Source organism: Pseudomonas sp. GGS8, from assembly GCF_024168645.1.
In the GTDB taxonomy this organism is placed as follows: Bacteria; Pseudomonadota; Gammaproteobacteria; order Pseudomonadales; family Pseudomonadaceae; genus Aquipseudomonas.
Genome location: NZ_JALJWF010000001.1, coordinates 870,582 through 894,017 on the forward strand (window position 1 = coordinate 870,582; position 23,436 = coordinate 894,017).

The window sequence follows — 23,436 nt, forward strand, 5'->3', positions numbered from 1 at the left end:
AGGCGCTGAACCCGTGCTTATTCTCGTGTGCCTGTCGACGCCATGAACGATGGCGATTCATAGGCTTGTAGCCCCTACAGCTGGGCGCCTGTTCAGCCAAGCACACTGCATTGAAATCCCGTATCGGAGCGACTGTTCGACTCAATCAGGTCCCAAGGCGCGTTACGCCATCGCTCAACAAGAAAATCGCTGAATACCGTCAGTCGCCGAGGCACCGGGTCGCGGCGTGCCCGGATCATGCTGATCTTCAAGGGTTGCGCCTCCCAATCCGGCAAAACCCGCAGCAACCGCCCATCGCGTAGTTCCTCGTGAATATCCCAAGTCTCGCGCAGCGAAATACCTGACCCAGCTAAGCACCACTCATGCAGCGCATCGCCACTGTCGCTGCAAAGGGTGCCACTGACCACAGTTGCTGCTTCTTGCTGCCCGTTGCGCAGCGGCCAAGTATTTTGCAACAACCCCGGATAGGCGAACACCAGGCAGTTGTGTTGCTCAAGATCAGCCGGCTGGTGCAAGATCTATACAGCGGTGATCTGGATTTAGCGATCCGCATGGGCGAACTGGCCGATTCACGATTGGTAGCGCGGCGAGTGGCTGATAACCGACGTCAAGCGAATGGTGCCGCTGAGTTCCTGGCTGCCCCCGGTTGCCAGTTCCTGTATTTCTTCTAACACCGTCAGGGCGACCCGTGCCCGCTCAGCGATGGCACAGCCTTCGTCCGTAATCCGGAAATTGCGGGTGTTACGCTCGAACAAGGTGGTACCCAACGCGTGTTCAAGACGGGCGATCTGCTTGCTCACCGTCTTGGGCGCGAGGTGCAGATCACGTGCGGCGGCGGAGAAGCTCACACGGTCTACTACCTGCATTCGTTCGTACCGGAAAAATGGGAAAAAATGTCCATTGCAGCATTGCTATGCAGCAATGGTGCGTGAAGTCCGGCTCGTGCGAAACTTCACCGACTTACGAATCACGTACGGTGTTGAAATGGTGCGTTTGCTTGCTATCTCGGGAAGTCTGCGTCAGGCCTCCTCCAACTCAATTTTGCTACGAGCAACTGAGCGTCTATGCCCCGAAGGGATATCGGTCGCGCATTACGAGGGCATCGGTGAATTGCCTCACTTCAACCCGGACCTACTCGAGGATCCCCCCGAGGCAGTCATAGAGTTATGCTCAATTATCGGGCAGGCGGATGGGCTGTTGTTTTCATGCCCCGAGTACGCTCGAGGTATTCCCGGCTCATTCAAAAACATGCTCGATTGGCTCGTGAGCAATGAAGAGTTCCCAGGCAAGCCTGTCGCGCTTTTCAACGCTTCCCCCAGAGCCAGTCACGCACAAGCCGCATTGCGGCTGGTCTTAGAGACGATGTCAGCTCGCATCATCGAGGAAGCGTCAATTACTGTTAACCTCCTGTCCAACCGATCGAGCGCCGAGAGTATTGCCACCGACCCGGTGATGGGCCCACTGATTGGTACTGCGCTCGGCGCTTTTAAACGACGCCTCGAAAATCAAAGCCTTTGATGCTCCAACACGGGTTTAACCCGATGGGTTGACTGAGTAAAACGACGCGATAAGCACTTGCCGAGCTTACTGGCTTATACATAGTCACTACCCTTTCCATTTCATAAACTCCGACTAAGAGGTCCGAATCGTCAGTGCCAGACAAAGCAGAGCTTATGCATCGGTTTCTCGGTGCCAATCCCTAAAGCAGTGCATGCACTGACGTGCTAGGCAGAGTCGCAACGGCCCAGTGGTTCCATAGCTGCGCTGCTGGATGCTCGGAAGATTAACTAAACTGGCTCGCAAGCATTTCCCGTACGGCACCGACCAAGTGAGACTCGCCAGGACGAGGGGGCAACAGACTGAACTCAACATCCGGCAATACCGGTAAATGTTGCGCCGACCGGCAGACCTCCGCCCCCATCGGTACAGCGGATGCATTCAGACAAGCGACACCCAACCCTGCCAATAACGCTGATTGCAGCCCCGCGACTCCGGACGCCGAATGCGCAACCACATAAGGCACCTCATGGGCCTCCAAGGTCTCTCTGGCAAGGCGCTGTAGACTGCATCCCTGCGGCAGAACCAAAAGTGGCAACGGAGTATTTTCCTCTAGCTCAGCCTCGAACCCCTCGACCGACACCCAACGCAACGCCTCTCGTCGAACCGGCAAGCCCTCAGGAAGGCTGCGCCCGTCGAGAATTCGCATTGAAAGGCCGATATCGAATTCACCCGAATCCGCCCCGCTCTCGATTTGCATGCTCTTGCGTACCGACACATGCAGGCGAAGGTGCGGATAGCGTACTCGCAGTTTCTTCAGTAGGTCGGCGATCGAGCTGGGCAGAAAGTAATCGGTGATGGCGAGCCGCAACTCGCCGACAAAAGTCACACCACGCACGCTTTCAAGGGCACGATCACTCAAGGCAAGCATGTCTCGTGTATGTACCAATAAACGTTCGCCAGCCGGTGTCGGCCTTACGCCTTTTTTACCCCGCTCCAGCAACGTAACCCCGGTGAAGGCCTCGAGCTTGCGCAATTGCTCGCTTAACGCCGATTGCGACCGACACAACTTAGGCGCGGCCTCCGAGAGGCTGCCTGACTCCATCGCAACCGCGAAGGCTCGCAAAAGTTCTAGGTCAAAGGGGCGCATGCTCATCCTGCTGTTTTTCCGAAGGATATGATCATATCTTCCGGCTTTTCAGCACTCAACTCACTCCTTACTCTGAGCCAGACATTAGCTTCCTACGAGGACTCCAACATGCCCGGCATCACACTCAAAATCTCTGGCCAACCTGACCTTGCACTAGTCCAGGGGATCGTCTCCCAGCTCACCGCGCTAACCTGTGATGTGCTGGAGAAACGCCCGGAGCAGACACTTGTGATCGTGCATTTCGTGCCTCATGAGCAGTGGTTCATCAACAGTTGCTCGCTGGCCGAACTTGGATACAACTCATTCCGCCTGGAGGTCACTATCACGGATGAGACGAACACCAAAGCGCAGAAAGCGCGCTTTCAACATGAGGCTTACGCGCTATTGGCCGGGGAAATCGGCAACCTGCACCCACACTCCAATATCCATGTCATCGATTGCAGGGCCAGTGCGTATGGATATGGCGGCCTGAGCCAAGAATATAAGCATCACCACCCCTGATACCAAAGCCACCAACACAGGGAATGACGCGTGACCGAAGGGTAGCCGGCATCGTCGAGGGTCTTGAACAGCCAGCACAGCATCTAAATTTGTAGCTGGCATTGCAGGTGATTGCTTAGGGTTGCGAGACAGTCCTTTAATCATCCCGAAAGCCCCATATATGGGTGCTTTCGCGTTTCTATGGCATGCATGAGATTGCAGCAGCATGCAGAAAAAACGACTACACCGGTGTATACGGTTCTTGGACAGCCCTCGATTAGGTGGATACGATGGCAATTTTCCGGAAGGAGACAGTGCCTGGATGCTTACGGACGCTCACTGCCGGGCTGCCAAGCCCAAAGCCAAGCTGTACCGCATCAACAATGCTAGAGGGCTTTACCTAGAGGTAATAGGAACCGTGGATTTCCACGGACCTCGATAGACACAAAATCCCCGTAATCACTCGCTGATACGGGGATTTTGCATATTGGGACCACCCCCCTCCTCCCTCCGCAGCCTGTCCGGCAACGCGGGAACGCTGCCCAGTTATGCAAGAATAGTTTTATTGGCAATCACTACAGGGATGAAGAGCATGCCATTTCCTTTCGAACGTCGTCTGGTTTTGCTTGATGTTATTGCCATCAGATCCCAGATCATCGCTGGACTTGAACACCTGGAAAAACATACCTCAGGCTTGCCGCTCCAGGTCGCCAGCGTTTTCGTGCAGTGGGCACACAGGAATTTCAGCAAGTGAGCCTGCTTACAATCAAAGACGCCTCTTTCGCCTATCAGGCGGTGTACCGCTATCTGGTCGAGCTGATCGAAACCGCCAATTCGGAACGTGAACAGAAATTGCCGTCCTTGCGGCAACTGGCCCGGCGCCTGAATGTGTCGGTGTCGACGACCAAGTACGCCTATTCGCTTCTCGAAGACGAGGGACGGATCTATGCCAAACCCAAGTTCGGTTATTTCACCAAGGCGATGCCGGCCCCCTTATTGAACGAGGGCTCGCCCAATCTGCTGGACAACGTATTCTCCAACGCGCGCCAGCCGGGGATGCTGGCCCTTAGCAGTGACGCGCCGGCGATGTTGTTGTCGCTGGAAAACCCGTTGTTGATGATGGAGCGCGAATTGGCCCGGCAATACCCGCGTTCCCATGCGCCACTCTATCAGCCGTTCGGCGAGCCTGAGTTACGCGGCGCCCTGGCCGACCGCTACACCCGTTCCACCCACAGCTACTGGCAGGCCGAGCACGTGTTTATCGGCTCGGACCTGCGCAGTGTGCTGGAGTTGTCCCTCAGTGCCTTGAATCTGGGTGGCACTGTGGCGCTGGTGGAGTCGCCTTGCTCATGGGCGATCCTGCGTCAGTTGCAGGCAGCCAAGATTCGCGTGATCGAAGTCCCGCTCGGCGAGGATGGACGCTTCGATCTGTCCACGCTCAGTGAGTTGCTCAGGCGTGAGCCCATCCGGCTGGCGGTGCTGTCGTCGACCGTGAATATTCCCCAAGGCAAGCTGATGCCGGCGCAGGATAAACAGCAAATCTGTCGCTGGCTGGCGGAGCGGGATGTCTGGCTGTTCGAAAACGACAGCTACGGCGAGTTCTATTTCTCTCCCAAACCCGCGCGCTATCGCGATTTTGCCGATCCGGAAAAGCTGCTGGTGTTCTCAACCTTCGACAAGATCATCGGCTCGGAAGCGCCCTATGGTTATGTACTGTGTCGCCGACACGGGCCTCAGTTGCATCGGCTATTTCTGGAACGGGCATTTCGTCTGTCGCCGATCCGTCAGAAAGCGATCGCCAAACTCTTCAGCTCCAAGCGCATCGACCAGCATCTAATGGTGCTGCGGGCCATGCTGCTGGACCGGATGAAACGGATGGAGGCCTTGCTGGAGGCGCACGGCGATGGCCAGCTACGGGTTGTCGCCCCGCAAGGCGGAGCGACCTTCTGGCTCGAGGCCAGGCACTCGGTGGACATGCGGCGGGTGTTCGAGCGCTTGCTGGCCCAGCGCATCGTTATCGCCCCCGGGGAAATATTCAGCCAGCAGGGGGCCTGGCGGCATCACGTGCGCCTGAGCTACACCCTCGACTGGAGCAAGGATATTCCCCAGGCCCTGAAGAAACTGGCCCAGGCTATCAGCGAAGAGTCATAGCCATGCCTAGAGCCCATAGCAATGCCGCGATTCAGGGAAGCGGCCATCGCGCACCTCTTCGGCAAAACGCTCACAAGCGCCGCGAATCACCGCGCCGACATCAGCGTACTGCTTGACGAAGCGCGGCACCTGTTCACCGCCCAGACCCAGCACGTCCTCGGTCACCAGCACCTGGCCGTCGCAGGCCGGTGAGGCGCCAATGCCGATGGTGGGCATTTTCGAATCCAGGGTAATTTGCCGGGCCACGCCTTCAGCCACCCCCTCGAGCAGCAGACTGAAGGCCCCGGCTTCGAGGTTGGCCCGAGCGTCCTCGGCAATCATCGCACCGGCTTCGGCGGTCAGGCCCTGGGCCTTGAACCCTCCCATGACATTGACGAACTGCGGCATCAGCCCGACGTGGGCCATGACCGGAATGCCGCGTGCCACCAGAAACTCGACGGTACCCGCCAGGGCCTTGTTGGCTTCCAGTTTGACGGCATCGCAACCGGTGCGCGCCAGGACCTGCGCGCAATTGCGAAAGGCCTGTTCGTTAGATTCCTGATAGCTGCCGAAAGGCATGTCGGCGATGACGCAAGACAGGCGCGTGCTGTCGACCACGGCCCGGGTGTGTCCGATGATTTCTTCGAGCTGCATACTCAGCGTCGAGGCCCGACCGTAGCCGACCATAGCAGTAGAGTCACCGACCAGAATGAAATCGACGATTGGGTCTATCAACCTGGCAATAGAGCTGGAGTACGCCGTCAGGGATACGATTTTCTGTTGGCCCTTCATCGCGACCAGTTGCGGAACCGTCAATCGTTTAGTACGGGTATGAGCGCTCATAAGTGTCTTCCTGTGATGATTGAAAACCCCGGGGAGGGGGCGTCTGTCACTACAACCAGTCTTTCTCCCATTCACGCCAGGTTTCATGGTCCTGGCGGATTCTGTCGGCGCTCGGGTGCACCAGAAATACGGCACCCGGCGAGCTGTTGAGGTCGATGGTCGGCGTTTTTGGGCGACCGTCGGTGAAACGAAAGCGCGCGTTATAAAAGCTCGGCAGAGCCTCCAGGCGCTTGCGTACATCGAGTTGGGCGAAGACGCCGCTATGGCGGGCGATCAGGTTTAGTCCGCGGGCGTGCTGCTGCAAGCGATAGCGCTTGGGAAACGATGCCAGTCGGGCCGGCTCCAGATAGCTGGTGCAAGTCAGCGCGACCTGGTCGTTGCCGGTAGCCGCTTGCAGCGCCGGTGGGTTGGCCAGCCCGGAAAGACGGGCACCGGTTTCCAGCAGGCGCGGGCCGCAAGCCGTGAGGATCACTTCGGTATGGGCCGGACCGTGGGTGATGGCCAAGGCATCGAGCACGCCTTCGACGTAATCGATCAGCCCATCAAGCTCCGGCGCATCGGCGGGCAGCAGGTCTTCACGGTCATAGATCTTGCGACCGTCGACGCTCAGCGTCTTGGTGCATTTCCAGACATCAGTGATCCAGTGCTCACCCTGATGGCTGACACTGTTGATAACGTACTCGTCGCCTTCCAGGTATTCCTGCAACAACAGCGCCCGGTTGCTGCGCATCATCAGGTTAGTAGCGCCGAGAATGCAGTCGATGGCCGCGTGCAGTTGCCCGGCATCGTGGCAGATGAACACATTATCGGAGCCCGCACTGTCCAGTGGCTTGACCACCACCGTCGATTCGCCACGAGCCTGGAACCAGGCCAAAGCCTCTGCGCTGGAGGCGGTGCGCAGTTGCGCAGCCACCGGTAATCCGGCAGCAGCGACCTGTTCGGCCATCAGCGATTTGTCACGACGGGCGGCAGAGTATTCGGGATCATTACCGGGCAGGCCGAGACGGGCGGCCAGCAAATCCGCCAATTCGACACCGAATTCGCTGCCGGTCAACACCGCTGCTGGCGCCTGGGCCGCGAGCTTTTCCAGCAACGGTTCAAGGCCTTCCTCATGCACGCCGTAGTGCGCGCGGAACAGGGTCTGCGGGCAACTCGCGGCAAAGGCCGGTGGCATGTCGTTGCGTGAACGCACATGCAGCAGTGGGCGATGCTCCGCCAAAGCCTGGGCCAGCAGAGCGCCGGTGGAATAGGCGTCGACCAGAATCAGCGGCGCCAAAGTGTAGTCAGTGCAAGGGTTGGTCATAACGGTTCACCGTGTAATGCAACATCTGGAACAATTCGGACGAGGTAATACCCGGTCCGATCGAAGAAAGACCGCAACTCTGGGGCAGCGGCAGGCCACCGACATTGCCCCAACGCAAGGCACCGTGGTCGTCAATGCGGGTCGTGGCGCAGCCAGGGTTATCGGGGTGCAGGCAGTAGGGAATGTCGAGCCGCCCACGGGCGAAAGCCTGGAGTAACGCGACGCCAATATCGGTGTGCAGGTCCAGCGTGCTTTCCACCAGTTGCCGCGCCTCGAACAACACTTCCTGGCGATAGCCTTCACTGACCGGATCGATCTCCAGTGCGTCGCCCGCGGCGGCTTCGGCCGCCATCGCCAGGGCTTCGAGGTTGTCCGCAACCGATGGAATCTGCCGGGATTCGGCAACGGTCTTGACGATCAATCGCTCGCAGCCGGCAGCCTGGGTCAGGCGCGCACTGTCATAGATCAGGCGGCGAGCACCATGACCGGTGGTGGGAAAGACCCCCATGTAGGAATACACCACGACATGCCAATGGACGCCGTCCAGATAGTCGGCGGCCAGTTCGCGCAGGGCCTGCAAAGCTCCGAAATCCTGGGCCATGGACGTGCCCTGGGCGTAGCTTAACGAGACGCTGCGAATGCCTTGCTGGCGAAAGAACAAAGCCTCAAGCAAGGTCATCGCGATCAGCATTGACGGCGGGCACAGCTGACCCAGCAAACAACCGCCGAAGCTCTCTATATGACCATGCGCAGTGGCATCGGCCAGCAACTGACAACTTTGCGCCCAAGCCTCGATTGCCCGCGCCAGAGGCAAACGGCTGTAAGGCATGCAGTAGGACACCGGGCCGCCTTCGGTGGCGTCGAGCCCGAGGGCCGCCAATCGCTTGAAAACATTCTGCGGTTGGGCGGTGCCATGGCGGACCTGGATCGGGAACGACGGGCCGTAGAGCCCATCGAGCATGCCACGCACCGCTTCCAGCGGATGGCTGATGATCGGGAAACCGTTCAGCGGGCTGTCGCTGTTCAGGCACTGCAGCGCGCTCTGGTAGTCACCGACCCGGGTGTAGCTGTCCAGGGTGATGGTTCCGATGGTGGCGCAGGGTAACCCGGCCACCGCGGCCAACCCGGCGCGCATCGGCGCCAATCCGCCGAAGCCCATGCGCGGTTGCACCACCAGTTCGCGCCGTTCCCGAGCCTGCTCGATGAAACGCTGGAAATGACCTCCTGTCATGTCCATCACTCAGCGCCCCGACACCAGTTCAACCACGTTTTCACCCGTGGCCGGGTCGAAACGGGTTATCCGGCCCTTATGCGGATCACCGGCGCGAACCCGGGCAATCAGGCTGCTGTCGCTATCAAAATCGATCTGCTGATGGGCGTACAGACTGCGTAGCGCTGGCAACGGCAAGCCGCTGACCTGGTTCAGCCACAGGCTCAGAGCGCTGTCCTGGCGACTACCGGCCAGGACACCGTGAAGGTCCTCCAGATCTGCCAGACGCTCAGGGTGACAGGTCGTGATGAAGCTCGACAGCTCGCGGCCACGCTCGACGAAGGGCGCGAACTGCAGACAAGTCAGTTGTATCTCGTCGAGCCCGAACGCCTCGTTGGCGAAACGATTCGCCAGCGCCCGACGAGCGTCCTTGCCTTCGGCCCCGGCGTAGGCCGACAGTGCCAGGTCGATCAGGCGCTGGGGCATTTCCTTTTTGCGCATCAAGCCCTGGGCCAGCTCCAGGTATTCGCTGATACCGTCATGGTAGTGACGACCCTGTACGTACTGCGCCTTGAGCCCGCGAAAGTGCGCCATCAGCATTGGGTTGGCGCAGTCTGATTCGGTGAAACTGAACGCCAGTTCTTCGAAGCGGAAATCGAGAAACTCGGTAATCAACTCCCAGTGGTCTTCCACCCGGTAGCTCACCAGGTCGTAGATGCTGATGAAGTCCGGGTCGGCGCTTTCGCTGCCGCTGGCCACCCTACGTTCAGCCCGCTGTTCGTCGAAGCCCTCACCGAACAGTTCGACGAAATACACCTGGGCCACCCCATCAAGGGCCTGGAGCAGGCCGCGAAATCCCTGGCGCCGACACTCGTCGACGTTCAGCCCCAAACGTTGGGCCAGGCGCATGATCCAAGTGAAGTAATGCTTCTGTTCCTTGCGCGAATCACCAGTGACCACCGCGTCGACACCGCCTTGCCACCAGGCCGCACGCCCGTAGAAGTCGGCGACCGCCAGGTTGCAACTGTTACAGAACGTCGGGCGGCCGTCGCCAGCGGTACGATGGCCGTTCATCAGCACATCGAAGCGGTTCATCGCGCGCACCTGCCCGGGGAATGGCAAGTGACGTTCGAACGGGCGAATCTGCTGGTGATCGACCACCAGCATCTCGACCCGAGGATCGTCATACAAGTGCAGGGCCCGATAGACCCGGTCGATGTTCGCCATGACCGCATCCGGGACCCCGGCGTGACGCATGTTGGCAATGCGCAGGAAGAAGGTACGGCCATGCAGTACGTTCAGGTGCAGTTGCACGGCGCGGATCAGCGACACGGTGTAGGAACTGTCCTTGCCGCCGCCATAGGCCACCATCAGCTTGTAGTCCGCGAGCCCGTCAACACCGCCGGCGGCATCGATCAACCGTTCCCCCAAGGTGGCGACGGCACGTCGGTCCACCGCACTGAGGTAGCGATTCAACTCGCCGAGCAAGGGGGCGTCGGCCATTTCAGAGGTAATGGCAATGTTCATATCGGTTCGGCCTGGAAGTGAAAGTTCTTGATCGCGTGGTGGATGTCGCTCTCGATATCCATTTCGCTCGCGTCGGTGAAAATGAAGCGACCGCTGTGCAGGGCGTCGTAGCTGCCGCCGGCTTCAAGTATCTGTCCGGGCCGGGGCAGCAGTTCTCGCCAGAGCGAGTTCAGGTGCGGGCGCAGCGTTTGCGCCTCGATTACCCGGCATGGCAGTTGTGCCGGTTTGGGGACGACCAGCCAGCCACCGCTGGGATCCGCCTGGATCGTCGGCAAGGGCACGCGCTCACCGGCCAGGCCTTTGAGCCAATGCTCATAGAGGTTCACACCGAAGACTTTGTTGATCAGATGTGGCACTTCGCTGCCGCCCACCCGGGCTCCCACTTCAAGGAACACAAGCGATTCATCCGCCTCGACGAATATCTCCAGGTGAAAGGCGCTGTTGCGCAGGTCCAATGCCCGCAGGCAGGACTCGCTGAAGACTTCGATCCGGGTGCGCAACTCCGAAGACTGGAGGATCACTGAACCCAGCGGTTTGGCGTTGGTGAAATCCAGGCAGCTGTTGATGTAGCGCGACACCACCTGGAAAGGCACCCCGGCGCTGTCATCGGTGAAACCGTCGATGTGATAAGTCTGGCCCTGGATGAAGGCCTCGACCTCATAGCGCCTCAGGTCCACTTCGCTGAGTATCACGCGCAGGGCCTGGGCGTCCTCGACCTTGGCGACGCCGATGCTGGCGGCGCCATCCACCGGTTTGACGATCACCGGATAGCCGACGGCATCGGCGAACTCCAGCGCCTGTTCCACGTCACTGCAGCGAATGAACGGTGGCACCGCCAGGCCGTGTTCCCGGAGGACTTCTTTCATTCGTGCCTTGTCGCGGTAAACCGCCACCTGCTCCAGGCCGTGACCAGGAATGTTCAGGGTCTGTCGTACCCACGCCGCGATCTCCAGAGTGAACTCCGACAGCGCGATCAATTGGTCCACGGGACCGACGCGATCGATGATTTCCTGAACGCCTGCCAACAACTGAGGGTACTGATTGACGTCATCGACCTGTACCAGATGGGCGATGTGCTCCCGGGGGGCCAGTACGCCCTCGGCGCCAAGGCCGTCGACCACATAGCTGATCCGATGTCGCTGATGATCGAAGAACTCTTCGTAGCGGGTCAGTTCATTGTCCCAGCGACTTGAGTCCTGGAAACGCGGCCAGCGATTGACGATAACGATATGCATCGATTCGATCCTGTGAAAAAAAAGAAGGCTGGACTCAGGTCCAGCACGGCGCCGTGCCGGTACCCAGGACGAGTGCAGGTTTCGAGCGCTCAAGGGTGTTCAGGTAGTTTTCGAAGTCCTCGATGGCGTCGGGACCGATGAACACCTCGTTGAAACCGGCGGCCAGCAGCTCCTGGCGAACCGCCCGCGTCTGGTCTTCCGAGGTGGTCAACTTGCCACCGATGACACAATGCAGATCCGGGTGGTGTTGACGCACCTGACGAATCAGCTCCAGCCCCTGGAAATGTCCATGCCCGTTGACGCTGCTGACCACCAACAATTGCGTGCGCCGCAGCTCAAGGGTGGCGAGAACCACCTCCACCGGGGTGCAACTGCCGAGGTTCTTGACGTTGAAACCGTGCTCCGCCAACCACAGCTGCAGATAAACCAGATTCCACATGTGCGAATCCGATTCGACGGTTGCAATCAGGCAGTCTTGCGATCCTTTCATTGCGTTGCCTCCATGGCTGAGGGGGAAAAGTCCAGGGCGGTGCGAAAGCGCCGGGTGGTCAGGTTGAACAGCAAGGCGCCGGGGATGATGAGCAGCAGCGCGAGGGCCAGGATCAATGTCTGGACCCCGTACTCATGGCCGATACTGGCGGTCAGCAGGCCGCCCAATGGGTAGGACAGCAGGTTGACCAGGTAGAACGGGCCCATCACCTTGCCCAAGTGGTCGGCGGCAATCGCCTTGATACGCTGAGTCCGATTGAACACGTTGAACAAGGCACAGCCGGCCATCGCCAGGAGAAAACTGATGGCATAGAGCGCTACACCGCTGGCCGCTCCCATACAGATCAGGCCCAGGCAGAGCAAGGCAAAACCCAATGTACCGAGGCGGTAGATCGACATCCGCGCCAGCAGCCGCGGCACCAGAATGAAATTGAGCAAGCCCAGTGCACCGGCACCGGCGTTCATCAGGCCGAACACCCCGTCGGCGGCACCGAACACGCCACTGATGACAAAGGCATTGGCACTCAGAACGCAGGCAAAGGCCAGGTTGATGGTGAAATTGAGCAGCGCCAGGGATAAGACCGGCGGATTGTTCGATAACAGACTCCAGCCCAGGACCAGGTCCTTGCGGATGCTCTTCGGCGGGCTGGCCGACTGGGTATTGGGCAGGCCTTTCCAACACACACCCGCCACGGCGAATGCCAGCGCCGCCAGCCCCAGAAGCAGGCGCTTGTCGGCGTACATCGCCAGCAGTGCCGCCAGCGCCGGGCCCAGCGCCATGGCCAGCAGCTCCATGTTCTGCACCAGGGATTGGCAGTGGGCCAGGCGTTCGGGACCGGCGATCAGCGGTACGCTCTTTTCCACCGCCATACGCACCGGCGCCATCAGCAGCGAGAGCACGATGCCGTTGCCGATCAGGGCCCAGACCGTAAGCATTGGCGCATACCAGCAGACCCCGGCAGTCAACCCCAGGCTCACCGCTCGCGCGGTATTGGCGTGGCGAAACAGCAGACGCCCGCCGAAGCGGTCCGCCAGCAGTCCGGCAAACGGATAGGCCAGCAGTGCCGGTAGCCACTCCAGAGCGAACGCCACTCCGGAGTAACGGACATTGCCGGTGAGCTGGAAGATCATCAACGGCACTGCGAACAGCACCGTTTGTTCCGCCAACAGAGCGAACAGCAGGCCGGCACCGAAACGCCGCAGCCGGGCTGTGTCATGCATGCTGGCTTTCCAGTTCGGCCTCGAGCTTGCGCAGGCGTGGCAACACATGGCGACAGAAACCGCGCATTTCGTCACGGGTCGGCCAGCCGGAAAAGATGAACTCGCTGACCCCTACTTTCTTGTATTCCAGCAGATATTCAGCCACTTCCTGATAGCTGCCGACCACGCACAGCGCCGGGCCGCCACGGTAGGCCACGGCTCCGGACCAGAGCATTGGCGACAGCCAGTCATGCTCAGCCTTGTCGGCCAGACGGAACGAAGTCTTGACGGCCTCGGAGTCGCAACGCCCGACGAACTGACGTACCCATTCGCGATGCTGCTCATCCGGGTTTTCCATCATGCTTTCAACGGCCGACAGGGCTTGCGCACGGGTTTCCCGAGCCAGCACATGCATGCGAATCCCCACCGAACAACCCGCCTCGAGCACTGCCCGGCTGGCCTCGGCGATACCCTGCGGCGTGTCGCCGTAGCGTAACCAGCAATCGCTGTGTTTCACGGCGATCTGCTGGGCGATTTCCGAAGCGCCGCTCAGATAGATGTGTGGACGTTCGTTGTCCTTGAAAGGCAGTCCCAATTGCGCTTGCTCGATACGGTAATGAGCGCCGTGATGGGTCAGGGGCGTTTCGCCTTTCCAGAAACGATGCAAGATCTCGAGGAATTCGCTGGTGCGTTCATAACGTCCGTCGTGGGCCACGAAGTCGCCATAAAAGGCTTGTTCATCGGGGGAAATACCGGCGACCAGGTTCAATGCAATACGCTTGTCGGACATCCACGACACGGTATTGACGATCTGCGTGAACAGCGTCGGCGGCAGCAGGCCGGGGCGATACGCCAGGATGAATTTGACTCGGCTGGTCTCTCGGACCAGGGCGCCGATCATTGGCAGCGGGTCAGGCATGTGGTAGCTGATACCCATCAGCAACGAGTCGATCCCCAACTCATCGGCTTCCTGAGCGAAGTCGACAATACCGGCAAAGTCCAGGGCACCAGTGTTGTATTTCTCGGAAGCCTTTTGTTGACCGCTGTCGAGCGGTGAGCACCAGTGGATACGCAACGCGGGCATGGTTTTTCTCCAGAGCAGCGCCTGCCGCCGCCTGAAAGCGGGGCAGCGCAAAAGTGACGGTGGGTCAGAACAGGAAGCTGGTACCGACGGTGCGGTCGAACAGCGCAACATCGCGGATGCGACGTTTGCCGCAGATAAACTTCAGCAGTCGCTCGATCCCCAGCCCGCCGCCGGCGCTCGGATGAAGCAGGCCGCGCTTGGCGACTTGGAGATAATTGGCGAAGGGCGCAAGGTCCATCGACAACTCTTCCATGCGGTAGATGATCTGTTCGTACTCGAACTCTCGTTCGGCACCCGACAGGGCTTCGCCATAGCTGTCGGGATAGATCAGGTCGTAGTTGTTGTACTGGCCGCGCTTGCCGGGTGTTTCGCGATCATAGAATTCCCGGCGGTAGTTGGTGACGAAGAACGGCGTGTGGGCCTTGGCCGACATGATCTTCTCGAAGTCGTCGCCATACTCGGCGCGCAACTCGTCCGAGCTGTACATCGGAAAGTGCGTCTCGTAGTGCGGCAGCTGGCGATTGAGGTGGGCCAGCTGGGCCGAGCAGTGTTGCCTGACCTCGGCGAAGGTGTGCTTGATCAAGCCTTCGATCAGCGCCATGACCTGGTGCATGTTGCCGCCACGTATTTCGAAGTCGAACTGGGAGAATTCCAGCAAGTGGTTTTCCGAATCCTTGATCTCGGCTTTTTCCAGACGAATGTTCGGCGCCACGATAAAGATCTTGTCATGACCTCGGGCAGTCAATGCCAGCTGTTTATGGAAGATCATGCTGGCGGTCAGTTTCAGGCGCCGCGTTTCATACTGGAGTTCAGCGGGGTAGACCGCATGGTTCAAGGGGTCAGTGATGGGCGACATGAGAATGGGCATCAGCTGCTTGAAGTCGCGCTCCAGCAAATATTGTTGCAATGCCTGCAGCACGCGACCGCGGATAATCGCGATCGCTTCAACGTCCGGGTGATTAAAATCGTCGAAATTACGCTGAATTTCTTCCATGTTGCGCTCAATATCCAGGGTTAGGAAGTGCCCGATTATTGGTTAAACACGCAAAAACTCAATGTACAGATTTGCCCTAAAAAGCAACCCAGATGCATTGTCTGGTTGTCCCGCCCGGTAATTGGATGGACCATTACCGGCTATGTACCTGATGGCTTCATTCGAACGGCACTGCCTGTTCAAGGGCGTGGTTTCGAATGCTGTTTCAGTCGCGAGTTTTCATGAGTTCCTGTTTAGAGTCCCTTTATGACGGCCCACATTGATCCACAACCCGGTCGCTTTTCCCGGTCTGACTACAAGACCCTGGGCCTGGCGGCGCTGGGTGGTGCGCTGGAAATCTACGACTTCATCATCTTTGTGTTCTTCGCCCTGACCCTCAGCCAGTTGTTCTTTCCGCCAGAGATGCCTGAGTGGCTGCGCTTGCTGCAAAGTTTCGGAATTTTCGTCACCGGCTATCTGGCACGTCCGCTGGGCGGCATCCTGATGGCGCATTTCGCAGACCGGGTGGGGCGCAAGCGGGTGTTCAGCCTGAGCATCCTGATGATGGCTTTGCCCTGCCTGTTGATCGGAATCATGCCGACCTACGAACAGATCGGTTACTGGGCACCCTTGACGCTGCTGCTGTTGCGGGTGCTGCAAGGTGCCGCGGTGGGCGGCGAAGTGCCTAGCGCCTGGGTGTTCGTGGCCGAGCATGCCCCGGTCGGGCATCGTGGCTATGCCCTGGGTGTGCTGCAGGCCGGATTAACGTTTGGCTATCTGCTGGGGGCACTGACCGCAACCCTCCTGGCGCGGCTCTATAGCCCCGCCGAGATCCTCGACTTCGCCTGGCGCCTCCCCTTCCTGCTGGGTGGTGTATTCGGGGTGATCGGGGTCTGGCTGCGGCGCTGGCTGAGTGAAACCCCGGTGTTCATGGCCTTGCAGGCGCGACGTAAATTGGATGCGGAGTTGCCATTACGGACAGTATTGCGCGATCACCGCAAATCCATCCTGCCGGCGATGCTTTTGACCTGTGTGCTGACATCGGCGGTGGTGGTGCTGGTGGTGATCACCCCGACTGTCATGCAGAAAAGCTTCGGCATGAGTGCCAGCCATACGTTCGCGCTGAGCAGCCTGGGCATTGTGTTCCTGAATATCGGCTGTGTACTGGCTGGATTACTGGTGGACCGGATCGGCGCCTGGCGCGCGGTACTGGTTTATAGCCTGCTGCTGCCGGTGGGGACCGCGGTGCTTTACGCCAGCCTGATCAGTGGTGGCTACTTGATCAGCGTGGCCTATGCGCTGGCCGGCCTGACCTGCGGCGTAGTGGGTGCGGTGCCCTCGGTAATGGTGGGGTTGTTTCCGACCCGGATCCGGGTGTCCGGTATCTCCTTTACCTACAATATTGCCTACGCACTCTGGGCCAGTACCACGCCGCTTCTGCTGATCGGACTGATGCCGTGGAGCCCTTGGGTCTGCGTAGGCTATTGCGTGGTCATGGGGGCCGTCGGGGCACTCATGGCGTTGTTCTTCGGCTTTCGCTCCTCGTCGGTGGCTGACGTTTCGGTGGTTCCAGGCGCCTGAGCCTGACCTTTTCGCGCCGCCGGTCGCGGCGCTTGCCCCTGAATACCAAAGGACGGCAATCGGCATGAGCTGCGTCAACGATTTGCATGATCTATCGGCGGTGCAACTGTTGGTGTTGTTCGCCAGCAAGGAGCTGTCACCGCTGGAGTACTACGACCATTTGCTGGCCCACATCGAGCACTGGGAACCCCATCTTAATGCCTTGTACGCCTTTGACCCGCAACGGGTCCGGGAACAGGCGGCCGCCGCCAGCGAGCGCTGGAGCCGGGGCCAACCCCGTGGTCTGCTCGATGGTTTACCCGTGACGCTCAAGGAGTTGATAGCGACGCAAGGCGACTGCATTCCCCTGGGCTGCGCCGCGACCGAGTTGATCCCGGCCACAGCCGACGCACCACCGGCGGCGCGGATGCGTGAGGCCGGAGCGATAGTCCTGGGCAAGACAACGGTTCCGGACTACGGGATGTTGTCGTCGGGGCTGTCGAGTTTCCACGGCGTGACACGCAATCCCTGGAACCTGGCGAACAATCCCGGTGGTTCCAGTGCCGGCGCGGCGGCGGCAGCAGCGGCCGGCTATGGGCCGCTGCATGTCGGCACCGACATCGGCGGGTCGGTCCGTTTGCCCGCAGCCTGGTGCGCCCTGGTGGGGTTCAAGCCGACACTCGGGCGCATCCCCATCGACCCGTATTACACCGGCCGTTGTGCCGGCCCCATGACCCGCAGCATGGATGACTGTGCACTGATGATGCGCTACCTGTCCCGCCCCGATGCGCGGGATGCCACCAGCCTGCTACCGGAACAAGGCGATTGGGCCCTGGAACAGTTGTCGATCCAAGGGCTGAAAATCGGTCTGATGCTCGATCCCGGCTGTGGCATTCAACCAGACGAACAGGTGTGCTCGGCGGTTCGGGAAGCGGCTCGCCTATTCGAAAGCCAGGGCGCCCAGGTACGTCAGATCAAGCCACTGATGGACCGAGCCGTGCTCCAGGGCCTGGATCAATTCTGGCAGGCGCGACAGTGGAGTCAGTTGCAGGCCCTGAGCCCCGAGCGGTTCGATCAGGTCTTGCCCTACATTCGCGACTGGGCGGCAGCGGCCGAGAACCTGAGCGCCGTGCAGGCGGTTGAGGGGTTCAACCAGACGTTCGAAATCCGGCGCCGGGCAGCCGAGGTCTTTCATGATGTCGACCTGGTGTTGTCGCCGACCAACCAGGTCAGTGCCTTTGCGGCTGAATGGGCCTCGCCCACCAATGACCCGCGCCTGCCGTTCGAGCACATCGTCTTCACTGTGCCGTGGAACATGGGCGAGCAGCCAGCCCTGTCAATCAACTGCGGCTTTACCGACCAAGGCATGCCAATCGGCCTGCAGATGATCGCTCCGCGCTTCGCAGACCAGTGGTTGCTTCGGCTCGGCAAGGCCTATGAAAACTGGCGCGGCACGATTCGGCACTGGCCCAGCCCGCCGTCTCGCCAAAGCATTTTATAGCCCTGTGGGATCGCCGCACCGCACGCTCCCACAGGATTTTCGTTGCTCAAATTTCTTAACTGACAGGCATTAGCAGCGTGTGCCTGTTTTTTTGTCTAGAGACTTATCGAAATGGATTTTCGTGTACTTCTGATGGCCGGTATTGCCGTCGGCAGCCCTTTGATTGTGACTGCGGATGAAACGCCGACCACTCAAGCCCAGGCCCCGGGTTTTGTCGACGGCAGCCATTTGGGGCTGAACTTGCGCCATTACTATGCCAACCAACACACCCGACATTCTACCTACCTGGGGATCAAGAAAGAAGATGGCCTGGAGCGGACCCGCATCCGTGAAACCTGGGTGCAAACCGCGATGCTCAACTACAGCTCCGGATATACCCAAGGGGCGGTCGGCTTCGGGCTGGACGCTTCATTGTTCAGCGCCATCAACCTGGAGCGTGGACATGGGCGTGTCGCCAATGGTGGCGATCGGGTGCTGGTGGACAGCGATGGCGATGCGCTACCGACCTGGAGCCGTTTGGGTGTCGGTGATCTGCGGCTGCGTTTTTCCAGCACAGAAATCAAGGCCGGTCGCTTGCTCACCGACAACCCGATTCTGCGTTACAAGGACAATCGCGCCCTGCCCTCGAGCTTTCAGGGCGTAGGCCTGTTCAGCAACGAACTCGATTGGCTGTCATTGCAGGCCGGCAGCTTCGAACGGGCGATTCCACGTACCGGTACCGGCAGCGAAAAACTCACCACCACCTTCGGTAACCGGGCGTATTCGGGGTCGCGTATTTCCTACCTCGGAGGAATGGCCAAAACCCCTTACGGTCTGGACGTCAGCCTCTACGCCTCACGCTTCGAGGACATGTGGCAGCAGACCTATCTGGGATTGACCCAGTTGATCGGGGATCGACGCGAGATTGCGCTCAAGACTGCACTGAATTACTACCACACCGAGGATCAGGGCGAGCAGCGCCTGGGCTACATCGACAATGACGCCTTCAGCCTGGCGTTCACCGCATCGCACCGGGCCCACAGCCTGACTCTGGCCTGGCAGCAGGTGTTTGGCGACGAGTATTTTGATTACGTCTGGGAGTCCACGGGCAATTACATGGCCAACTCGTTGTACTCGGACTACAACGGCCCGAACGAGAAGTCCTGGCAACTGCGCTACGACCTGGATCTGGCGTCTTTAGGGGTACCGGGCCTGACGACCAGTCTGTGGCACGCAAAGGGTTGGGACATCGATGGCACCCATTACAGCGGCGACCGTAACGGGCGCAATACCGGTTACAACGTGCGGGGGCTGGACAATGCCAAACACGATGAAAACGGTTTAATGGTGGCGTACGTGGTGCAATCCGGCACACTGAAAAACGCGGTGTTTCGCACCATCGTCTACAACCATCGGGCCACGGGCGGGCAGATCGACGGAAGCTACGACGAGGTCCGCCTGGTGGCGAATCTGCCGATGTGGATTTTTTGAGGCGGACTTTTTGGGCCGAACAGAATCAGCGGCCCCACTTGCGTAACACTGTGGGAGCTTAGCGAGCTCGCCGGCTCCCACAGTCGAGGGGTGTTGGTTCAGACTTTTTTGGTTCTTGGCAGAAAGATCGCCAACACCCCAAACAGCGGTAAGAACGAACACAGGAAGTACACATACTCGATGCCGCGAATATCCGCCAAATGCCCGAGCAACGCCGCGCCAATTCCGCCGAAACCGAACATCAGGCCGAAGAACACCCCGGCAATCATCCCGACATTTCCCGGCACCAGTTCTTGCGCATACACCACGATGGCGGAGAACGCCGAGGCCAGAATGAAACCGATCACCACGCTCAACACACTGGTCCAGAACAGGTCCACATGGGGCAGCAGCAGCGTGAACGGCGCCACGCCGAGGATCGAGAACCAGATCACCGCCTTGCGCCCGATCCTGTCGCCGATCGGCCCGCCGAAGAAGGTCCCCGCCGCTACCGCACCGAGAAACAGGAACAGATGCAGCTGAGAGCTGGCCACCGACAGGTCAAATTTCTCGATCAGGTAGAACGTGAAGTAACTGGTGAGACTGGCCATGTAGAAATACTTGGAGAACACCAGCAACCCCAGTACCACCAATGCACTGATCACCCGGCCTTTTGATAAGCCATGCGTCGCTGCCTGACCTTGTTTGAGTTTGAACAGGTTCAAGTGATTGGCGTACCAGCGGCTGATCCGGTACAGCACGAACAACGCAAACAGTGCGAACACGCCGAACCAGGCCACATTGCCCTGACCGTACGGAATGATGATTGCCGCCGCCAGCAACGGCCCGAAGGCCGAGCCCGCATTACCACCGACCTGAAACGTCGACTGTGCCAACCCGAAGCGCCCACCCGAGGCCAGTCGTGCGACGCGAGAAGCTTCCGGGTGAAAGGTCGACGAGCCGATACCGATCAACCCCGCCGCCAGCAGAATCATCGGAAAACTGCCGACCACCGACATCATCAGAATGCCGATCAATGTGCAGACAGTGCCGGCCGGCAACAGCCAGGGCTTGGGATGGCGATCCGTGTGGTAACCCACCCACGGCTGCAACAACGAGGCCGTCAATTGAAAGGTCAGGGTAATCAGGCCGACTTGGGTGAAGGTCAGGCCATAGTTGGCCTTGAGCATCGGATAGATCGACGGCAGCACCGCCTGAATCAGGTCGTTGATCAAGTGCGCCAGCGCCACCGCGCCGAGGATGCGCATGACCAGCGGACTGCTTTGTGAAGGAGCGGGCGTCGATGTCGCGGCGGACTGAGCGTTGCTGATGGCCATGAGAGTTTCCGTACTGCGGATGGGTGCGCACAGGCAGGTCGGTCAATGTGCCATTTTTCGCTGCAGTCACGCCATCCCCTTAGCCTGCTAACGACCTCAAAAAGCTGATAGCGCAAAGCCATGGTCTGAATCTTGCCTTGCTTATCTGCTTCAACGCGGCCCCTTACAAAGGGGACCGAGAATGGGAAGTTTCGCTACAGAGTCGGCCTACAGAGCGGACCAAGGTGAACTTTCGAGGCCTTTTAGAAGGACATCAGTCGCGGTCGCAACGGCCTCGACGCACGCCGATGGTGCGTGATGTCCAGAGGAGTCATGGGGCATGCAGGCTTTTTTATCACCGGGGATCGGGCTGCTGGGGCGTTTCGGCTTCGCGCGCAAATTTCAGCTGCTGTTTCTGTTGTTTATCCTGCCGCTGGCGGGCAGCTTGTGGATGATCGGCCAGGACTATCGTGACAAGTTGAACCTGATCTCCGGCGAACGCGCCGGGGTCCGGCAATTGATTGCCCTGGATGCGCTCGACAACTTGCTCGCCGCCCAGCGTGACCGCGCCGCTCGCTGGCGCGCCACCGAAACCAATCGCCAGCCGACACCCGCAACCATCGCGGCGATGGCAGCGTTCGACACGGTTCAGCCGGCCGTGGCCCAAGCCACCACGGATTTGGGCAATGCCCTGAAAACCGAAGGTGCCGAGGGCGAGACCCTCGCCCGCTATCAAGCCCTGCAAAGCGCCCTCAGCGGCCTGGATTCGAAAAGCCTGAGCAGCGTCGGTTGGTGGCCGGACGGCTACGATCGCTTCACCAATGCCTTGAGCGCCCTGCAAGCCTTGCGCGAACAAATCGCCATGGACAATCGCCTGACCCTCGCGTCATGGCTGGAAACTTATCTGCTGACGCAGATCTCCACTCAACACGCACCGGACCTGATCGAACGGGTTGGTCGCCTCGCCGCGGTTGGTCAGGCGTCGGTGGTGTCCGGGCAGTTCACCCTGCAAAGCCGCCTGCAATTGCGGGACTTGCGCAGCCGCATCGGTGACGCTCGGGAACAGCTGGTGAAAACTGGCAGCCTGCTGGAAGCGCGCCTGCCCAGCGCCTTGGAAACCTGGGCAGGGCAATACCACGACAGCCTCAAGCAGCTGGATGCCGTTTTGAAAGTGCTGGACGACGGCGTCTTCGGTGGCAGCATCAACCTAAAACCCGAAGACTTCGAACGCAGTCTCGACGCCCTCCTCGGTAACCTTGCCTCGCTGCGCCAGCAATCGTTGGTTTCGCTGGATCAACGGCTGGATTATTACCACGGCTCAGCCATCCGCCAGTTCATCCTGGTGGCGACAGTTTTTGGCGGCCTGCTGCTGGCCGCGCTGTACCTGTTCATCTGTCTACAGGCCTCGATCCGTCGCAGCACCAGCGGTATCACTCTGTTGGCCGAAGCACTGCGTGACGGCAATCTGAGCCTGCAAGTCCCGGTGCAGGGCCGCGACGAACTGGCGGCGATCAGCACCTCGCTTAACGTCGCGGTGGTACAACTGCGCAACAGTTTGCTGGGGGTCGATCACGAAACCCTGCAGTTGAGCAACGCGGTGCGCACGCTCAACGATCACTCCAGCGGTGCCCTTGGCGAAGTCGAAGCCCAGCAGTTGCAGATCAGCCAGATTGCCGCAGCCGCCACGCAATTGGCCGCCACCTCCCAAGGGGTCGCTCAGAGTTGCGAACAGGCGTCTGGCAGCGCTCAGCACACCCAGCGCATCGCCGCCGACAGCAGCCGCGACAGCCAACGCACGACAGCAAGTATTCAGCAGCTCAATCAACGGTTGAACGACACCGCGGCGGCACTGGGTCGGGTCAGCGAGCAAGGGCAGCAGATTCAATTGGTGGTCGATACCATTCGCGGCGTGGCCGAGCAGACCAACCTGCTGGCCCTCAACGCCGCCATCGAGGCCGCACGGGCCGGCGAGCAAGGTCGCGGCTTTGCGGTGGTGGCCGATGAAGTGCGCAGCCTGTCGCAACGCACCCAGTCCTCCACCGCGCAGATCGCCGGCACCGTCGACAGCCTGCGCAGCACCGTGAACGAAGCGGTCAGCCTGATGGAAGCCGCCTGCGACCAGGCGCAATCGGATGCGCAAGCCGTCACCGGTCTCGGCGAACGCCTGGGGGAAATCGCCAGCGCGGTGCAAAGCGTCACCGACACCCTGGCGCAAATCGCCACCGCCGTCGAAGAGCAAGCGAGCACCGCCGATGAAGTCAGCGGCAACATCCAGCAAGTCGATCAGGCGGCGGTACGCTTGCTCGAAGGCGCGCGGGCGGTGAACCTCGCCGCAGACACCTTGAGCCAGGGCAGCATGGCCTTGAGTGCGAATACCGGGAGATTTCAGCTCAGTTGATGCCCTCCGCTGAGCCGATTTTTCGGGTCAGCGGGATAAGCGGTTGAAAGTGTGGAGAAATATTTTAGATTTACGCTTGACGCATCGTCGT

Annotated in this window: 21 protein-coding genes; 8 read left to right on the plus strand and 13 right to left on the minus strand. The window is 59.9% G+C overall.

Translation table 11 applies throughout. The annotated features are described in order from the left end of the window. Positions 1–92 precede the first annotated feature (92 nt). Positions 93–515, minus strand: coding sequence for a LysR substrate-binding domain-containing protein (locus J3D54_RS03890; protein ID WP_301293314.1), 423 nt, complete (start codon positions 513–515; stop codon positions 93–95). A gap of 54 nt (positions 516–569) precedes the next feature. Beyond that, entirely contained in the window at positions 570–866 is a 297-nt protein-coding gene (locus J3D54_RS03895) for a LysR family transcriptional regulator (RefSeq protein ID WP_253416768.1), read from the minus strand. Positions 867–984: 118 nt separating this feature from the next. Between J3D54_RS03895 and J3D54_RS03900 the strand changes: the two genes are divergently transcribed. Continuing rightward, positions 985–1,518: an NADPH-dependent FMN reductase gene (locus J3D54_RS03900; protein ID WP_253416769.1), complete on the plus strand. Its 534-nt coding sequence runs from the start codon at positions 985–987 to the stop codon at positions 1,516–1,518. A 265-nt stretch (positions 1,519–1,783) separates the two neighbouring features. Here the strand turns inward: J3D54_RS03900 and J3D54_RS03905 are convergent, their stop codons facing one another. Next, positions 1,784–2,647: a LysR family transcriptional regulator gene (locus tag J3D54_RS03905; protein WP_253416770.1), complete on the minus strand. Its 864-nt coding sequence runs from the start codon at positions 2,645–2,647 to the stop codon at positions 1,784–1,786. 108 nt (positions 2,648–2,755) lie between these two features. Here J3D54_RS03905 and J3D54_RS03910 point away from each other — a divergent pair, with 108 nt between their 5' ends. The 3 genes from J3D54_RS03910 (at position 2,756) to J3D54_RS03925 (ending at position 5,278) form a co-directional block, all read left to right on the plus strand. Beyond that, positions 2,756–3,148, plus strand: a complete 393-nt coding sequence (locus tag J3D54_RS03910; RefSeq protein ID WP_253416771.1) for a 4-oxalocrotonate tautomerase — start codon at positions 2,756–2,758, stop codon at positions 3,146–3,148. A 571-nt stretch (positions 3,149–3,719) separates the two neighbouring features. Next, entirely contained in the window at positions 3,720–3,881 is a 162-nt protein-coding gene (locus J3D54_RS03920; RefSeq protein ID WP_253416772.1) for a hypothetical protein, read from the plus strand. A gap of 2 nt (positions 3,882–3,883) precedes the next feature. Continuing rightward, positions 3,884–5,278 (plus strand): PLP-dependent aminotransferase family protein, encoded by a 1,395-nt coding sequence (locus J3D54_RS03925; protein ID WP_253426493.1) that lies wholly within the window; start codon positions 3,884–3,886, stop codon positions 5,276–5,278. 6 nt (positions 5,279–5,284) lie between these two features. Here J3D54_RS03925 and panB read toward each other — a convergent pair whose 3' ends face one another. From panB to J3D54_RS03970, 9 genes are all read right to left on the minus strand, one after another. Next, entirely contained in the window at positions 5,285–6,100 is an 816-nt protein-coding gene (gene panB, locus J3D54_RS03930) for a 3-methyl-2-oxobutanoate hydroxymethyltransferase (RefSeq protein ID WP_018929558.1), read from the minus strand. A 49-nt stretch (positions 6,101–6,149) separates the two neighbouring features. Continuing rightward, positions 6,150–7,403, minus strand: a complete 1,254-nt coding sequence (locus tag J3D54_RS03935; RefSeq protein WP_253416773.1) for an ATP-grasp domain-containing protein — start codon at positions 7,401–7,403, stop codon at positions 6,150–6,152. Further along, the gene (locus tag J3D54_RS03940; protein ID WP_253416774.1) at positions 7,384–8,640 is read right to left on the minus strand and encodes a methylaspartate mutase; all 1,257 of its coding nucleotides are present in this window, start codon (positions 8,638–8,640) and stop codon (positions 7,384–7,386) included. The genes J3D54_RS03935 and J3D54_RS03940 overlap by 20 nt, the downstream gene beginning before the upstream one ends. A gap of 3 nt (positions 8,641–8,643) precedes the next feature. Next, a complete protein-coding gene (locus tag J3D54_RS03945) occupies positions 8,644–10,140 on the minus strand; it encodes a hypothetical protein (protein WP_253416775.1) in 1,497 nt (498 codons plus the stop codon). Further along, positions 10,137–11,375: an acetyl-CoA carboxylase biotin carboxylase subunit family protein gene (locus J3D54_RS03950; protein ID WP_253416776.1), complete on the minus strand. Its 1,239-nt coding sequence runs from the start codon at positions 11,373–11,375 to the stop codon at positions 10,137–10,139. Before J3D54_RS03950 ends, J3D54_RS03945 begins: the two co-directional genes overlap by 4 nt. Positions 11,376–11,409: 34 nt before the next feature. Then, complete coding sequence (locus J3D54_RS03955; RefSeq protein ID WP_253416777.1) at positions 11,410–11,865, minus strand: cobalamin B12-binding domain-containing protein; 456 nt, start codon at positions 11,863–11,865, stop codon at positions 11,410–11,412. Continuing rightward, positions 11,862–13,085 (minus strand): MFS transporter, encoded by a 1,224-nt coding sequence (locus tag J3D54_RS03960; protein ID WP_253416778.1) that lies wholly within the window; start codon positions 13,083–13,085, stop codon positions 11,862–11,864. Before J3D54_RS03960 ends, J3D54_RS03955 begins: the two co-directional genes overlap by 4 nt. Beyond that, entirely contained in the window at positions 13,078–14,148 is a 1,071-nt protein-coding gene (locus tag J3D54_RS03965; RefSeq protein ID WP_018929551.1) for an LLM class flavin-dependent oxidoreductase, read from the minus strand. The genes J3D54_RS03960 and J3D54_RS03965 overlap by 8 nt, the downstream gene beginning before the upstream one ends. Before the next feature lie 64 nt (positions 14,149–14,212). Further along, positions 14,213–15,142, minus strand: a complete 930-nt coding sequence (locus J3D54_RS03970) for an asparagine synthetase A (protein ID WP_253416779.1) — start codon at positions 15,140–15,142, stop codon at positions 14,213–14,215. Between the two features lie 246 nt (positions 15,143–15,388). Between J3D54_RS03970 and J3D54_RS03975 the strand changes: the two genes are divergently transcribed. The 3 genes from J3D54_RS03975 (at position 15,389) to J3D54_RS03985 (ending at position 19,652) form a co-directional block, all read left to right on the plus strand. Beyond that, positions 15,389–16,702: an MFS transporter gene (locus tag J3D54_RS03975; RefSeq protein ID WP_253416780.1), complete on the plus strand. Its 1,314-nt coding sequence runs from the start codon at positions 15,389–15,391 to the stop codon at positions 16,700–16,702. 64 nt (positions 16,703–16,766) lie between these two features. Further along, complete coding sequence (locus J3D54_RS03980) at positions 16,767–18,182, plus strand: amidase (protein WP_253416781.1); 1,416 nt, start codon at positions 16,767–16,769, stop codon at positions 18,180–18,182. A gap of 111 nt (positions 18,183–18,293) precedes the next feature. Then, positions 18,294–19,652, plus strand: coding sequence for an OprD family outer membrane porin (locus tag J3D54_RS03985; RefSeq protein ID WP_253416782.1), 1,359 nt, complete (start codon positions 18,294–18,296; stop codon positions 19,650–19,652). A 98-nt stretch (positions 19,653–19,750) separates the two neighbouring features. On the opposite strand, the gene J3D54_RS03990 is transcribed toward J3D54_RS03985, so the two are convergent. Next, positions 19,751–20,968: an MFS transporter gene (locus J3D54_RS03990; RefSeq protein WP_253416783.1), complete on the minus strand. Its 1,218-nt coding sequence runs from the start codon at positions 20,966–20,968 to the stop codon at positions 19,751–19,753. A 319-nt stretch (positions 20,969–21,287) separates the two neighbouring features. On the opposite strand from J3D54_RS03990, the gene J3D54_RS03995 reads away from it, so the two are divergent. Beyond that, complete coding sequence (locus J3D54_RS03995) at positions 21,288–23,345, plus strand: methyl-accepting chemotaxis protein (protein ID WP_253416784.1); 2,058 nt, start codon at positions 21,288–21,290, stop codon at positions 23,343–23,345. The last annotated feature ends 91 nt before the right edge of the window (positions 23,346–23,436 follow it).

Excerpts from the sequence above, each read along its gene's own strand:
- J3D54_RS03910 (WP_253416771.1), top strand. The coding sequence starts at position 2,756 with ATGCCCGGCATCACACTCAAAATCTCTGGCCAACCTGACCTTGCACTA.
- J3D54_RS03975 (WP_253416780.1), top strand. The coding sequence starts at position 15,389 with ATGACGGCCCACATTGATCCACAACCCGGTCGCTTTTCCCGGTCTGAC.
- J3D54_RS03950 (WP_253416776.1), bottom strand. The coding sequence starts at position 11,375 with ATGCATATCGTTATCGTCAATCGCTGGCCGCGTTTCCAGGACTCAAGT.
- J3D54_RS03935 (WP_253416773.1), bottom strand. The coding sequence starts at position 7,403 with ATGACCAACCCTTGCACTGACTACACTTTGGCGCCGCTGATTCTGGTC.
- panB (WP_018929558.1), bottom strand. The coding sequence starts at position 6,100 with ATGAGCGCTCATACCCGTACTAAACGATTGACGGTTCCGCAACTGGTC.
- J3D54_RS03990 (WP_253416783.1), bottom strand. The coding sequence starts at position 20,968 with ATGGCCATCAGCAACGCTCAGTCCGCCGCGACATCGACGCCCGCTCCT.
- J3D54_RS03995 (WP_253416784.1), top strand. The coding sequence starts at position 21,288 with ATGCAGGCTTTTTTATCACCGGGGATCGGGCTGCTGGGGCGTTTCGGC.
- J3D54_RS03945 (WP_253416775.1), bottom strand. The coding sequence starts at position 10,140 with ATGAACATTGCCATTACCTCTGAAATGGCCGACGCCCCCTTGCTCGGC.
- J3D54_RS03985 (WP_253416782.1), top strand. The coding sequence starts at position 18,294 with ATGGATTTTCGTGTACTTCTGATGGCCGGTATTGCCGTCGGCAGCCCT.
- J3D54_RS03905 (WP_253416770.1), bottom strand. The coding sequence starts at position 2,647 with ATGCGCCCCTTTGACCTAGAACTTTTGCGAGCCTTCGCGGTTGCGATG.
- J3D54_RS03965 (WP_018929551.1), bottom strand. The coding sequence starts at position 14,148 with ATGCCCGCGTTGCGTATCCACTGGTGCTCACCGCTCGACAGCGGTCAA.
- J3D54_RS03900 (WP_253416769.1), top strand. The coding sequence starts at position 985 with ATGGTGCGTTTGCTTGCTATCTCGGGAAGTCTGCGTCAGGCCTCCTCC.
- J3D54_RS03960 (WP_253416778.1), bottom strand. The coding sequence starts at position 13,085 with ATGCATGACACAGCCCGGCTGCGGCGTTTCGGTGCCGGCCTGCTGTTC.
- J3D54_RS03895 (WP_253416768.1), bottom strand. The coding sequence starts at position 866 with ATGCAGGTAGTAGACCGTGTGAGCTTCTCCGCCGCCGCACGTGATCTG.
- J3D54_RS03940 (WP_253416774.1), bottom strand. The coding sequence starts at position 8,640 with ATGGACATGACAGGAGGTCATTTCCAGCGTTTCATCGAGCAGGCTCGG.
- J3D54_RS03920 (WP_253416772.1), top strand. The coding sequence starts at position 3,720 with ATGCCATTTCCTTTCGAACGTCGTCTGGTTTTGCTTGATGTTATTGCC.
- J3D54_RS03980 (WP_253416781.1), top strand. The coding sequence starts at position 16,767 with ATGAGCTGCGTCAACGATTTGCATGATCTATCGGCGGTGCAACTGTTG.
- J3D54_RS03970 (WP_253416779.1), bottom strand. The coding sequence starts at position 15,142 with ATGGAAGAAATTCAGCGTAATTTCGACGATTTTAATCACCCGGACGTT.
- J3D54_RS03955 (WP_253416777.1), bottom strand. The coding sequence starts at position 11,865 with ATGAAAGGATCGCAAGACTGCCTGATTGCAACCGTCGAATCGGATTCG.